This is a genomic window from Geodermatophilus nigrescens (assembly GCF_900129495.1).
Classification (GTDB): domain Bacteria; phylum Actinomycetota; class Actinomycetes; order Mycobacteriales; family Geodermatophilaceae; genus Geodermatophilus; species Geodermatophilus nigrescens.
Map to the genome: position 1 here is coordinate 1,016,497 of NZ_FQVX01000001.1, position 12,480 is coordinate 1,028,976.

The 12,480-nt window shown below is 76.4% G+C and carries 13 protein-coding genes; 4 read left to right on the plus strand and 9 right to left on the minus strand.

Going from position 1 to position 12,480, the window contains the following annotated elements:
• Positions 1-31 precede the first annotated feature (31 nt).
• From BUE37_RS05070 to BUE37_RS05085, 4 genes are all read right to left on the minus strand, one after another.
• On the minus strand, positions 32-820 hold the full coding sequence (locus BUE37_RS05070) for an enoyl-CoA hydratase/isomerase family protein (RefSeq protein ID WP_073418985.1): 789 nt from the start codon (positions 818-820) through the stop codon (positions 32-34).
• 4 nt (positions 821-824) lie between these two features.
• Positions 825-1,754: a KPN_02809 family neutral zinc metallopeptidase gene (ypfJ, locus tag BUE37_RS05075; RefSeq protein WP_073418986.1), complete on the minus strand. Its 930-nt coding sequence runs from the start codon at positions 1,752-1,754 to the stop codon at positions 825-827.
• Positions 1,755-1,830: 76 nt separating this feature from the next.
• Complete coding sequence (locus tag BUE37_RS05080; RefSeq protein WP_073418987.1) at positions 1,831-3,441, minus strand: helicase HerA-like domain-containing protein; 1,611 nt, start codon at positions 3,439-3,441, stop codon at positions 1,831-1,833.
• A gap of 26 nt (positions 3,442-3,467) precedes the next feature.
• Positions 3,468-4,313 (minus strand): formate/nitrite transporter family protein, encoded by an 846-nt coding sequence (locus tag BUE37_RS05085; protein ID WP_073418988.1) that lies wholly within the window; start codon positions 4,311-4,313, stop codon positions 3,468-3,470.
• A 126-nt stretch (positions 4,314-4,439) separates the two neighbouring features.
• On the opposite strand from BUE37_RS05085, the gene BUE37_RS05090 reads away from it, so the two are divergent.
• The 4 genes from BUE37_RS05090 (at position 4,440) to BUE37_RS05105 (ending at position 7,590) form a co-directional block, all read left to right on the plus strand.
• Positions 4,440-4,829, plus strand: coding sequence for a hypothetical protein (locus BUE37_RS05090; RefSeq protein WP_073418989.1), 390 nt, complete (start codon positions 4,440-4,442; stop codon positions 4,827-4,829).
• A gap of 4 nt (positions 4,830-4,833) precedes the next feature.
• Positions 4,834-6,057, plus strand: a complete 1,224-nt coding sequence (locus BUE37_RS05095; protein WP_073418990.1) for a glutathionylspermidine synthase family protein — start codon at positions 4,834-4,836, stop codon at positions 6,055-6,057.
• A 41-nt stretch (positions 6,058-6,098) separates the two neighbouring features.
• Entirely contained in the window at positions 6,099-6,545 is a 447-nt protein-coding gene (locus tag BUE37_RS05100; RefSeq protein WP_073418991.1) for a nitroreductase family deazaflavin-dependent oxidoreductase, read from the plus strand.
• Positions 6,546-6,618: 73 nt separating this feature from the next.
• Positions 6,619-7,590, plus strand: coding sequence for an ABC transporter substrate-binding protein (locus tag BUE37_RS05105; protein ID WP_073418992.1), 972 nt, complete (start codon positions 6,619-6,621; stop codon positions 7,588-7,590).
• Here BUE37_RS05105 and BUE37_RS05110 read toward each other — a convergent pair.
• From BUE37_RS05110 to BUE37_RS05130, 5 genes are read right to left on the minus strand one after another with little or no spacing between them, the layout of a single operon-like run.
• Positions 7,575-9,053, minus strand: coding sequence for an FUSC family protein (locus tag BUE37_RS05110; protein WP_073418993.1), 1,479 nt, complete (start codon positions 9,051-9,053; stop codon positions 7,575-7,577). The genes BUE37_RS05105 and BUE37_RS05110 overlap by 16 nt on opposite strands.
• A 57-nt stretch (positions 9,054-9,110) precedes the next feature.
• Positions 9,111-10,082 (minus strand): aldo/keto reductase, encoded by a 972-nt coding sequence (locus BUE37_RS05115; RefSeq protein ID WP_073418994.1) that lies wholly within the window; start codon positions 10,080-10,082, stop codon positions 9,111-9,113.
• A gap of 44 nt (positions 10,083-10,126) precedes the next feature.
• Positions 10,127-11,194, minus strand: a complete 1,068-nt coding sequence (locus tag BUE37_RS05120; RefSeq protein WP_073418995.1) for a winged helix DNA-binding domain-containing protein — start codon at positions 11,192-11,194, stop codon at positions 10,127-10,129.
• Between the two features lie 48 nt (positions 11,195-11,242).
• Entirely contained in the window at positions 11,243-11,881 is a 639-nt protein-coding gene (locus tag BUE37_RS05125) for a hypothetical protein (RefSeq protein ID WP_073418996.1), read from the minus strand.
• Positions 11,882-11,895: 14 nt separating this feature from the next.
• On the minus strand, positions 11,896-12,426 hold the full coding sequence (locus tag BUE37_RS05130) for a GNAT family N-acetyltransferase (protein WP_073418997.1): 531 nt from the start codon (positions 12,424-12,426) through the stop codon (positions 11,896-11,898).
• Positions 12,427-12,480: the final 54 nt, after the last annotated feature.

Here is a 12,480-nt window from a genome sequence, read left to right on the forward strand (position 1 = left end):
GAGCCGGGTCAGCCCCGCCGGGGGAGCCGGGTCAGCCCCGCCAGGGGAAGCGCGGCGCCCGGCGCTCGGTGAACGCGGCCACGCCCTCGGCGAGCTCGCCGGCCGCCGCGGTCTCCCGATACCAGCGCCCTGCGAGCTCCTCGACGTCGTCGCCGGGGGTGCCGGCGGCCAGCGCGGCGGTGATCTCCTTGGCCGCCCGCTGGGTGAGCGCCGAGCGCGTGGCGAGCACCTCGGCGAACCGGCGCACCTCGCCGGCGAGGTCGCCCGCGGGCAGCAGTCGGTCGACCAGGCCGGTGCGCAGGGCGGTCTCGGCGTCGACGAGCTCGCCGGAGTAGAGCAGGTAGCGGGCGGTGGCCGGCCCGACCAGCTGCACGAGCTGGCGGGTCGACGTCGGGGTGAAGACGATCCCCACCTTCGCCGGGGTGACGCCGAAGACGCCGGTCGGGTCGGTGAACCGCAGGTCGCAGCAGGTGGCCAGCTCCACGCCGCCGCCGATGCAGTGGCCCCGGACCATCGCGATCGTCGGCTTGGGGAAGTCGCGCAGCGCCGCCTGGGCGGCGAGGTTGTCGCGGCGCAGCCGGGCCATCGGGTCCTCGGCGTCGGGGCCGCCGAGCAGGTCGGCGATGTCGGCGCCGGCGCAGAAGCTCGGGCCGGCGCCGGTGACCACCAGGACCCGCACGTCCGGGTCCCCGGCCAAGCCGGCGAGCACGCCGGGCAGCGCCGCCCACATGGCCGCCGTCATGGCGTTGCGCTTGTCCGGGCGGTCGATGGTGAGGACGGCGACGGCGCCGTCCCGGGTCACCCGCAGGTGCTCGGTCACCGGGTCATCCCAGGTCGTCGGTGGCGAAGGTGTCGCACTGCGCGGGGTCACCGGTCTCGTAGCCGGTGAGGAACCAGCGCTGCCGCTGCTCGGACGAGCCGTGCGTGAAGGCGTCCTGGTCGACCCGGCCGCCGCCGAGGTTCTCCTGGATGAAGTCGTCGCCGATGCGGCCCGCGGTGTCCAGCGCCGCGTCGATGTCGGCCTGTGTGATCTCGGTGATCAGCGGGGCGCCGGACTCGTCGGGCACCGTCGTCGCGTGGTTGGCCCAGGCGCCGGCGTAGCAGTCGGCCTGCAGCTCCAGCCGCACGGTGCCGCTGGTCGGCCCGGTCTCGCCCGGCGTCACCTGCTGGTTGGTGCCGAGCAGGTTCTGCACGTGGTGGCCGTACTCGTGGGCGAGCACGTAGGCGTTCGGGAACGCGCCGCCCTCGGCGCCGAACTGGCTGCGCAGCGTGTCGAAGAAGGTCAGGTCGATGTACACGAGCCGGTCGGCCGGGCAGTAGAAGGGGCCCGACCCGCTGGTGGCGCCGCCGCACTGGGTGCTGACCTGGTCGGAGAAGAAGACCGTGTCGGTGGGGACGTAGCCGTCGAGGGCCTGCGACCAGTAGTCCTGGATCGAGTCGATGTCGGCGACGACGGCGCACTCGACGGAGGTGTTGGCGTCGCCGCTGTCGTCGCAGGACTGCTCGAGCGCGCTGTTGTCGGCCGTCTCGCCCGGGCCGAGCCCGCCGGACAGCGCGCCGAGCCCACCGCCGCCGGTGCCGCCTCCGCCGCCCCCGCCGAGGACCTGGAACAGCACCAGGACCAGGATGCCGACCAGGCCGAGCCCGCCGCCGCCGACCGCGACGCCGCGCCCGCCGAACCCGCCGCCGCCTCCGCGGCCGCGCCGGTCCTGGATCGACGACGTGTCGAGGTCGCCGCCCTCCCTGTACCGCATCGCCCTGTGCCTCCCCGGTTCCGCGTGCCGCTCGACGGTGCCATTCGGGCGGGCGGCCCGCACCCGGGGAGCGGCGTCAGCGGCGCCGGCGGGTGCCGAACAGGCCGCGCGTGAGCTCGCGGCCCAGCGCCGAGGCGGCCGAGCGGGCGAAGCTGCGGAACACCGGGGAGGCCATGACGTCCGCGAGCAGCCCGTCGTCGCCGGCAGGCTCCTCCCCGCGCCGGCTGGAGGCGGGCTCCCGGCGCGGCGCGGGCTCCCGGCGCGGTTCCTGCCGCCGGGAGGGGGCCTCCGGCGGGGCCGGCGGGGGCGCCAGCCGCGCGGCCAGCAGCTCCTTCGCCGACTCCCGGTCGACGGCGGTCCCGTAGCGCGCCTGCAGCGGCGAGGCGGCCACCGCGGCGGCCATCGCGTCGGGCGCCACGGTGCCCATGGAGGCCCGCGGCGCGCGCAGCACCGTGCGGGCCAGGGGAGTGGGCGCCCCGCGCTCGGAGAGCACCGTCACCGCCGCCTCGCCGGTGCCGAGCGAGGTGAGCAGCTCCGCGACGTCGTCGTAGACGTCGCTGCGGGGGAACGTCCGCACGGTCTTCTTCAGCGCGTCGGCGTCCTCCGGCGTGAAGGCGCGCAGCGCGTGCTGCACGCGGTTGCCGAGCTGGCCGAGGACGTCGGAGGGGACGTCGGTGGGCTGCTGGGTGACGAAGAAGACGCCGACGCCCTTGGACCGGATGAGCCGCACGGTCTGGGTGACCGCCGTCAGGAACGCCTTGCTCGCGCCGCTGAACAGCAGGTGCGCCTCGTCGAGGAAGAACACGACCTTCGGCTTCTCGAGGTCGCCGACCTCGGGCAGCTCCTCGAACAGCTCGGCGAGCAGCCACATGAGGAAGGTGGAGAACAGGGCCGGCCGGTCGGCGACGGCGGGGAGCTCGACGGCGCTGACGACGCCCCGGCCGTCGGGCGCGGTGCGGATCAGGTCGGCGGGGTCGAAGGCGGGCTCGCCGAAGAAGACGTCGCCGCCGAGGTCCTCCAGCGCCACGAGCTCGCGCAGCACCACGCCGGCCGTGGCCTTCGACAGCCCGCCGAGGCCCGCGAGCTCCGCCTTGCCCTCCGGCCGGGTCAGCCAGGTGAGCAGCGCCCGCAGGTCGGCGAGGTCGAGCAGCGGCAGGCCGGCCTCGTCGGCGTGGTGGAAGACCAGGCCGAGCGAGCTCTCCTGCGTCGCGTTGAGGCCCAGCACCTTCGCCAGCAGCGTCGGGCCGAAGTCGCTGACGGTGGCGCGCACCGGGACGCCGGTGCCGAGCCCGCCGAGCGCCAGGTACTCGACGGGGAACGCGGCCGGCGTCCACGCGTCGCCGGTCTCGGCCGCCCGGCGGGTGACCCGCTCGCCGGCCTCCCCGGGCTCGGCGAGGCCGGCGAGGTCGCCCTTGAGGTCGGCGAGCACGACCGGGACGCCCGCGGCCGACAGCTGCTCGGCCATGAGCTGCAGCGTGCGGGTCTTGCCGGTGCCGGTGGCCCCCGCGATCAGGCCGTGCCGGTTGAGCGACGACAGCGGCAGCCGGACCTGCGCGCCCGGGTGGGTGCGGCCGCCGGCGGAGACGGCGCCCAGGTCGAGCGCGGCCCCCTCGACGGCGTAGCCGGCGGCGATCCGGGCCGCCGCGGCGGCGTCGTCGTCCGGGGGAGGTGTGCTGGTCTCGCTCACGCGGGCGACCGTAGCGACGGGCGGCCTCAGGCGCGCTCGGCCGGCTCCGCCCCGGTGGTCGGCGTGGCCTGCGGCTCGTCGCGCAGGAACAGGTACCAGTACGACGTCCCGACGAAGACGACCGCGCCCACGAGGTTGCCGGCGCCGGCCAGCAGCCAGTTGACGACGGTGTCGCCCCAGGTGGCGCCCTCGACGCCGGCGAACACCGCGGCGGGCAGGAAGAACATGTTGGCGACGACGTGGTCGAAGCCCATCGCGACGAAGGCCATGACCGGGAAGAAGACCGCGAGGATCTTGCCCGAGACGCTGGTGGCGGCCAGCGACATCCACACCGCCAGGCACACCAGCCAGTTGCAGCCGACGCCGCGCAGGAAGGTCTCCCACGCGGTGTGGTGGGTCTTGCCGTCGGCGATCTCGGCCAGCCGGGCGAAGGTCAGCCCCGCGCTGCCGGTGCTGTCCGGGTCGCCGATGACGCCGGTGGAGACGGCGAGGAAGTACGCGACGAACAGGGCGCCGAGCAGGTTGCCCAGCAGCACCAGGGTGAGGTTGCGGACGACGTCGCCGATGCCGAGCTTGCCGTTCATCGCGCCGAGCGGGACCAGCATCATGTTGCCGGTGGCCAGGTCGGACCCGGCGATCAGCACCAGGACCAGGCCGAGGGTGAAGGCGGCGCCCATGAACAGCGTGGGGAGCGTGCCCCACGTCCCGGCGTCCAGGCCGGAGGAGACGGTGATCGCCACCAGCGCGCCGAAGGAGATGTAGGCGCCGGCGAGGAAGGCCCTGACCAGCACCCGGTCCCACGTCCGGTGCACCTTCTTCGCGCCGGTCGCGCTCGCGACGCGGGCGATCTCGGCGGGTTCCCTGGCGGCCATCGCGCCTCCCCGGGGCTCGGCGACGAGCCGCACGCTAGTGGAACGGGACCGTCCGTGCCGACCGGAGGGCGGGCCGGTACCGCCGGGGACCTAGGGTCAGGGCGTCCACCGAGCCGGGAGGGGTCCATGGCGTTCTCGAACCGGGTGCGCAGCGCGTTGACGACGACGGTGCTCGCCACCGCCGCCACCGGGTTCCTCGCCGGCTGCGGCAGCGACGACGAGGAGGAGCAGGTCGCCTACTGCACCAACGAGGACGGCGAGATCGTCGACGAGGACTACTGCGACGACGACTACCGCGGCGGCGGTGGTGGGCTGTTCTTCCTCTACCTCGGCGGCTTCCGCCCGGGCCTGCCCGTCGGCACCGTGCTGCCCTCCGGCGGCACTCGCGTCGACCCGCGCGACACCGCCGCCCGCCAGCGCTACGGCCTGCCCGGCACCGGGTCGGTGGCCAGCGGCACGCGGGTGACCGGCGGCATCGGCTCCGGCACCGGCGGCACCGGCAGCTCGGGGTCCTGAGCCGGTGCGCCGCGTCGAGGCCGGCGTCGTCCGGCCGGGCTGGGAGGCCGAGATCGAGTCCTCCGGCCTGGTCTACAACCGCACCACGACGCCCGGCGGCGACGTGCGCAGCTACTGGCGCGAGGGTCCGTACTACGACTTCACGTCCGACGAGGTCGCCCGCCTCGAGGGGTGGGTGTCGCAGCTGTTCGAGATGTGCGTGGCCGCCGGCGACCACGTCGTCGAGAACGACCTGTTCGACCGGATGGGCATCCCGCTGATCGCCCGCTCGGGCATCCGGGCCACCTGGGAGGGCGAGCCGCCGAGCGTCTACGGCCGCTTCGACCTGCGCTACGACGGCTCGGGTCCGCCGAAGCTGCTGGAGTTCAACGCCGACACCCCGACCGGGCTGGTCGAGGCGGCCGTCGCGCAGTGGAACTGGCACCTGTTCACCGGCCAGGGCCGCGACCAGTGGAACGCGCTGCACGAGAAGCTCGTCGCCGCGTGGCAGCGCAACCTCACCCGCTGGGAGCGGCGGACCGGCGTGCGCCCGCGGGTGCACCTGGCCTGGTCCACCAGCGACGTCTCCGGCGAGGACCGGATGACCGTCGCCTACCTGATGGACACCGTCGTGCAGGCCGGCTACGAGGCCGTCGAGGTCGTCGTCGAGGACATCGCCCTGGACTCCGGCGACGGCCGCTTCTACGACCCCGCGGGCCGCCACCTCGACGTCGTCTTCAAGCTCTACCCCTGGGAGTGGCTGGTCGACGACGAGTTCGGCGCCGCCGTCCTCGCCGACGCGGCCCGGCCGGGCGGCACCACCTGGGTCGAGCCGGTCTACAAGATGCTGTGGAGCACCAAGGCGCTGCTGCCGGTGCTGTGGCGGCTCTTCGGCGGCGACCCGGTGCTCTCCCAGCTGCTGCTGCCGGCCTACTTCGCCGACGAGATGCCCTCGAGCTGGCGGGACTACGTGCGCAAGCCGCTGTGGGGCCGCGAGGGCGCCAACGTGGAGATCGTGCGCGACGGGCGGGTCGTCACCTCGCTGCCCGGGCGGTACGGCACCGAGGGCTTCGTCGTCCAGGAGTTCGCGCCGCTGCCCGACTTCGCCGGCGTCGACGGCCCGCACCACCCGGTGCTCGGCGCCTGGGTGGTCGACGGCGAGCCCGCGGGCCTCGGCATCCGCGAGAGCGACGGGCTGATCACCGACAACCTGAGCTTCTTCGTCCCGCACACCGTCGACGCCCGCTGAGCCGGCGTGCCGCCCGCGCGGCCGCGACCTACGGTCGGGACATGCCGCTGGAGGGTGAGTACGAGCCGAGTCCGCAGCAGTGGGTCCGCGACCAGGTGGAGCGCTACGAGGCCACCGGCGGGCGCGAGGCCAACACGCTGCGCGACACCGGCCTGCCGGTCGTCATCTTCACGACCCGGGGGGCCACGACGGGCAAGGTCCGCAAGCAGCCGCTGATGCGGGTCGAGGAGGGCGGCGTCTACGCGATGGTCGGCTCGCAGGGCGGGGCGCCGAAGGACCCGGCGTGGGTGGCCAACCTGCGCAAGCACCCCGACCAGGTCACCGTGCAGGACGGCCCGGAGCCGTGGGACGGCGTCGCCCGGGAGATCACCGGCGAGGAGAAGGCGCAGTGGTGGGAGCGCGCCGTGGCCGCCTACCCGCCCTACGCCGAGTACCAGCAGAAGACCGACCGGGTCATCCCCGTCTTCCTCGTCGAGCGGAGGCCCTGACTCGAGGTCAGGCAAGGCTGCCCTAAGTTGTCTCCCGGTGCCGGACGGTCCGGCGCCGGGAGGAGGAGCGACGGTGCTCTGGGGACGGACGGCGCGCGGACGCGTGGCCGGTGCGGTGGCGGTGGTGGCGGTGCTCGCCGGGTGCGGGTCGACCGAGGCGGAGGCGGGGGCCGAGGGGGCCCCGGCGTCGGCGGAGACCCGCACCGTGGCGCACGCCGCGGGCACGACCGAGGTCACCGGCTCGCCCGAGCGGGTCGTCGTCCTGGACACCGGTGAGCTCGACGCCGTCCTGGCGCTCGGCGTCACCCCGGTCGGGGCCGTCCGCACCGACGTGAGCGACGAGCTGCCCGGGTTCGTCGCCGAGGCCGGCGTCGACCCCGCCGACATCGCCGCCGTGGGCACGATCGCCGAGCCCGACCTCGAGGCGATCGCCGCGCTGGAGCCGGACCTCATCCTGTCCAACTCCGTGCGGCACGCCGACCTCTACGACCAGCTCGCCCAGGTCGCCCCCACGGTGTTCGCCGAGGCGATCGGGGAGACCTGGCAGGAGAACCTGCTGCTCGCGGGCGAGGCCCTCGGGCGCGAGGAGCAGGCGCAGGACCTGCTGGACGAGTTCGCCGCCCGCGCCGAGGAGGTCGGCGGCCTCTACGGCGACCCGGCGCAGACCGAGGTCAGCGTCGCCCGCTTCCTCGACGGGACGCTCATCCGCCTCTACGGCGAGGGGTCCTTCATCGGGTCGGTGCTCGCCGAGGTCGGCTTCGCCCGGCCGGAGCTGCAGCGCACGTCGGAGACCTTCGTCGAGGTCTCGCCGGAGCAGGTGACCTCCGCCGACGGCGACCTGCTCTTCTACGGCGCCTACGGGGCCGACGGCGCGACGGCGGCCGAGCAGGTCACCGCCGGGCCGCTGTGGGCGTCGATCCCGGCGGTCGCCGAGGACCGCTCGGTGGCCGTCGACGACGACCGGTGGTTCCTCGGCCTCGGCCCGCTGGGCGCCGGGCTGGTGCTCGACGACCTCGAGGAGCTGGCGCCTCAGCTGGCCGGCTGACCGGCGGCGAGCCGGCGGGCGAGCTCCGCGGCCAGGGGGCCGTCGCCGCGGGCGCGGGCGCCGAGCAACGCCCAGCCCAGGTCGGCCACCGCGCGGGCGCGGTGCACCCCCGCGGTGACGGCGGGGGTGGGCAGCAGCTCGGCGCGGGCGCCGGCCGACACCTCGGCCAGGTGGTCGAGAGCGGCGTGCAGCCGGCGGTCGTCGGCCGCCGCGCCCGCGGCGGTGACCTCGCGCACCGCCGCGGGCAGCCGCCGGCTCGACGCGCGGGGGAGCAGCGCGAGGCCCGCGGCGAGCGCTGCGACGACGCCCACGCCGGTCTCGGCCAGCCGCTCGGCCACCAGCCCGCCGGCCGTCGTCGCCGGGTTGCCCAGGTGCACGAGCAGCAGCGCCAGCGGGGTGATGAAGGAGACGGCGAGCACGTACTGCGCGGCGACGAGCAGCTCCACCACCAGCTGCAGCAGCGCCGCGGTCGCGATGGCGGCGGGCAGCGGGAGGTCGAGCGCCACGAGCACGCCGGCCAGCAGGACGCCGACCGCCGTGCCGAGCGCCCGCTGCAGCCCGCGTGCGCGCGTCGCCCGGGCGTCGGTGCCCAGCTGCACGCCCACCGCCGTGGTGACCGCCCAGTACGGGCTCGCCAGGCCGAGCGCGACGGCGGCCAGCCCCGCCGCGGCGCCGCCCGCCCCCAGGCGCAGGGCGGTCGCGGCCGCCGGCACGTGCCACCAGCGGGCGGGCGCGGGACCCGGCGGCGCGGCCGCGCCGGCGTCGGGGACCGCGTCCGGCAGGGCGGCCAGGAAGCGCGCCTCGACGTCACCGAGCCGCCGGCGCAGGTCCGCGCGACCGCGCCGGCTGCCCCCGCGCACGGCGACGTCGGCCAGCCGCACCGCCCGGGCCGCGCCGGCCGGGCTGCCGCCCACCGCGGCCTCGGCCGCCTCCAGCGCGCGGCGCTCCGGGCCGCTGGGGTCCCACAGCCAGGGCAGCATGCAGCCGGCCCAGGCCAGCGCTGCGCCGGCCGCGGCGGCCAGCACGTGCGGCCCCGTCCCGCCCGGGGCGGTGCCCAGGGCGCTCGACCCGCCGGCGACGAGCACCACGCCGAGCGGGCCGGGCGGGCCCACCCGCCAGACGACGCCCGCCGCGACTGCCGCGGCCGCGAGCGCCGCGCAGCCCAGGACCAGCGCGACCGGGTGCCCGGCGGTCAGGGCGCCGAGCGCACTGCTCGCCACCAGCACCGCGCCGACGGCGGCCACCACGCCGGCGCGGCGGCGGTAGGGGAGGGCGTGCCCGTAGACGGCGGTGAACGACGCGAGCGCCGCCGCCGAGCCGAGGTCGACGCGGCCCAGCGCCGCCCCGGTGCCCAGCGCGACGGCCAGGCACACCGCCGCGGTGACGCCGCGCCGCCCGCCGGCCCGCCACAGCGCGCGCGGCCCGGGCACCGGCGGGCCGAGCAGCGGGCGGACGACGGACACGCACCCATCGTTCCCGGGCCCGCACCCCCGACCGGCGTGGCGCGGGCGTGATCTCCGTCAGAAGCCGGCGACGGCGTGCGGCGTGTAGGGCTCCTCGAGCCGGGCGACCTCGTCGTCGGTGAGGCGCAGGTCGACGGCGGCGAGCGCGTCGTCGAGGTGTCCCGGCCTGGTCACCCCGACGATCGGCGCGGTCACCACCGGCTTGGCCAGCAGCCAGGCCAGCGCCACCTGGGCCCGGGGGACGCCCCGCCCGGCGGCCACGTCGGCCACCCGCTCGACGATCGCGCGGTCGCTGCGCTCGTCGTAGAGGCGGCCCCCGAACGCGTCGTTCTCCGAGCGGTGGGTCGTCTCGTCCCAGTCGCGGGCGAGCCGGCCGCGGGCCAGCGGGCTCCAGGGGATGACGCCGATGCCCTGGTCGGCGCACAGCGGGAGCATCTCCCGCTCCTCCTCGCGGTTGAGCAGGTTGTAGTGGTCCTGCATCGACACGAAGCGGTGCCAGCCGCGCTCGCCGGCGGTGTACAGCGCCTTGCTGAACTGCCAGGCCCACATGCTGCTCGCGCCGAGGTGGCGGACCTTGCCGCTGCGGACGGCCGAGTCCAGCGCCTCGAGGGTCTCCTCGATCGGCGTGACCGGGTCCCAGCGGTGGATCTGGTAGAGGTCGACGTGGTCGACCTGCAGCCGGCGCAGGCTCGCCTCGAGCTCGCGCAGGACCGCGACGCGCGACAGCCCGCCGCCGTTGGGGCCGGGGCGCATCCGGCCGTGCACCTTGGTGGCCAGGACGACGTCGTCGCGGGTGGTGAACTCCCGGATCGCCTTCCCGGTGATCTCCTCGCTGGAGCCGGCCGAGTAGACGTTGGCGGTGTCGAGGAAGGTGACGCCGGCCTCGAGCGCCGACCGGATGAGCGGCATCGCCTCGTCCTCGGGCAGGCTCCACGGCGTCATCCCGCGGCCGGGCTCGCCGAAGCTCATCATCCCGAGGCAGATCCGGGAGACCTCGAGACCCGTGGCGCCCAGGCGCGTGTACTCCATGGCCCCACCCTCGCCCGGCGGTGCGGGGGCCGCCTCCGCAGCGCTCAGGGCAGTGCGGCGGCGAGCTCCGGCACGCGTTCCGCGACGCCGTCGGGGAAGGCGGTGAAGGGCTCCGCGCTCGCCACCCGCCTCGTGCCCGTCCCGGTCCACCGCCAGGTGCCCACCGCCGTCCCGCCGACGACGACGGTGGGGCGGAAGACGCCGTTGCCGCCGGGGACGATCCGGTCGGCGTGCTCCGCGGGCACGGTGCAGGTGCGGTCGGCGTAGCCGAGCACCACCTCGTCGAAGCCGGGCAGCAGGTGCAGGCCCTCGGCCTCCGCACGGCAGGCGGTCAGCCGGTCGGGCACCTCCGGGTCGAGGTACAGCTCGGTGCCGTCGACGTCGACGGCGGCCAGCCGGTCGCGCACGGCCGCGAGCCCGGCGCGGGCGTCGCGCACGGTGGTGCCGGCCCAGCGGACCAGGTCGGCGACGCCCGCGGGGCCGTGCCCGGTGAAGTAGCGCAGCGCGAGCTCGGCCAGGGCCTCCTCCCGGTCGGGCCGCCGCGGCGCGGGCACCCACTCGTCGAGGAGCACGAACGCCTGGTCGCCCCCTTCCAGCGGGCCGAGGACGAGGGTCCCGGTCTGCGCGAGGAACCACAGCGAGTGGTAGCCCCGCTGCCCGGCGACGTCGCAGCCGCCGTCGGCGAGGGCGGCCAACAGCTCCTTCCGGCCCAGCCGGCGCCCGCCGGAGAGCGCGGCGACCGCCACACCGCGGGCCCGCTCGAGGTCGTCGAGGGTCAGGCCCACGACCTCCCGCCGCCGCGCCGCGCCGGCGAGCACGCGGGGACCGAGCAGGTCGAGCATCCACGGCAGGTCCTCGGCGGGCGTGAGGTGCAGGGTGCTGCGCATCGGCCAGGAGCGGACGACGGCGCCGTCGGCCAGCGCCGCCTCGACGCCGGCCCGCGAGCGGTCCGCGGTGCGCAGCGCCACCGACGTCAGCGCGCCGGGCAGCTCCTGCCCCTGGAGGGCGAGCAGCCCGCGGACGGCGGCCGCGGCGTCGGGGAACGGCGGGCCGGCCACCCGCTGGGCGACCAGCCGCAGCAGCGCGACCTCGCGGGGCGGGACCGTCGGCATGCGCCGGATGCTGCCAGCCGGGGCCGACGGTCCGGCCGGTCGGTCCCGTCAGTCCTCGGCGCCGCGAGGGATGCCGAGCGTGGCCAGCAGGTCCTCGTGCAGCTGCATCCAGACGGTGTGGCAGGACTCGAGGCCGACGCCGGCCACGTACTGCCACTGCCCGCCGTCGACCCGCGCCAGCGCCGAGGTGTAGCGGGCGGCGTAGCCGTCGAAGCGCTGCAGGCGCCCGGCCAGCGCGGCGGTGGCCGCGGTGAGCTCGCGGCCGAGCGTGCCGAGGGCGCGCAGCACGCGCTCGTCCCAGCGCCGGTCGGTGTGGTCGTTGGCGGCCAGCGGGTCGGTGCGGGTGGGCCGCACCTGCCAGTCGGTGCACACCCGGCCGAAGCGGGCGTTGAGCGGCAGGAAGTCGGCGTAGGCGGCGACGGCGACGTCGCGGGCGCCGAACCGGTCGAGCTCGGCGGCCATCCGCCGCTCGTCCTCGGCCCGGCCCTCGGCGGTGACGAACCAGCCGGAGGTCCCGTCGAACGCGGCGGTGCCCACCCAGCCGCGGGCGCCGTACCCGAGGAGGTGGTCCTCCACGTCGTCCGGGTCGAGCCCGTAGTGGGCGGCGATGCGGTCGGTGGGGGCGAACCCCAGGACACGCGGTGCGTGCAGGACGAGGTCGTCGACGGCGGAGACGGCGGCGCGCACGGAGCGATCCTCCGTCAGCGGCGCAGGTGCAGGTAGACCATGTCCTCGGCGTCGGGCCCGGCGGTGCGTCGGGTGAACCCGGCGGCGGCCGCGGCGCGCAGGCTGGCGGTGTTGTCCGGCTCGATGCCGAGGACGAACTGCTCGACGTCGGCGGTGCCCGGATCGGCGACCAGCGCGCGCAGCGTGGCCGCGCCGACGCCCTGCCCGCGGCGGGACGGCGCGACGACGTAGGCCGCGCCCATCGTCCGCCGGTCGTCGGTCTCCACGACCCGCTCGGCGGCCGGGTCCCACGTCGTCCAGCGGTCGTAGACGTCCCCGCCGACCTGGGCGACCAGCACGCCGTCGTCGTCGAGGGCCACCCAGGTGCACGAGCGCAGCACCCGTCGCCCGCGGAACTCCTCGGTCCACCGGGTGCTGCGCACGGCGAGCTCGCGGGTGGGCCACTCGCGCCCGCCCAGCCGCCGCCGCGTCTCGGGGTCGTCGAACCACGGCTGCACGGCGAGCAGGTGCTCCGGTTCGAAGGGGACCAGCGAGACGGTGCGCACCCGACCACCCTGGCCCCGGCCCGGCCGGCGCGCACACCGCTGCCACACTCGCGC

What these genes read in the sequence shown, in the direction of transcription:
- BUE37_RS05085 (WP_073418988.1), bottom strand. Translation starts at nt 4,313, where the DNA reads ATGGCCGCCAGGGAACCCGCCGAGATCGCCCGCGTCGCGAGCGCGACC.
- BUE37_RS05100 (WP_073418991.1), top strand. Translation starts at nt 6,099, where the DNA reads ATGCCGCTGGAGGGTGAGTACGAGCCGAGTCCGCAGCAGTGGGTCCGC.
- BUE37_RS05115 (WP_073418994.1), bottom strand. Translation starts at nt 10,082, where the DNA reads ATGGAGTACACGCGCCTGGGCGCCACGGGTCTCGAGGTCTCCCGGATC.
- ypfJ (WP_073418986.1), bottom strand. Translation starts at nt 1,754, where the DNA reads ATGCGGTACAGGGAGGGCGGCGACCTCGACACGTCGTCGATCCAGGAC.
- BUE37_RS05090 (WP_073418989.1), top strand. Translation starts at nt 4,440, where the DNA reads ATGGCGTTCTCGAACCGGGTGCGCAGCGCGTTGACGACGACGGTGCTC.
- BUE37_RS05120 (WP_073418995.1), bottom strand. Translation starts at nt 11,194, where the DNA reads ATGCCGACGGTCCCGCCCCGCGAGGTCGCGCTGCTGCGGCTGGTCGCC.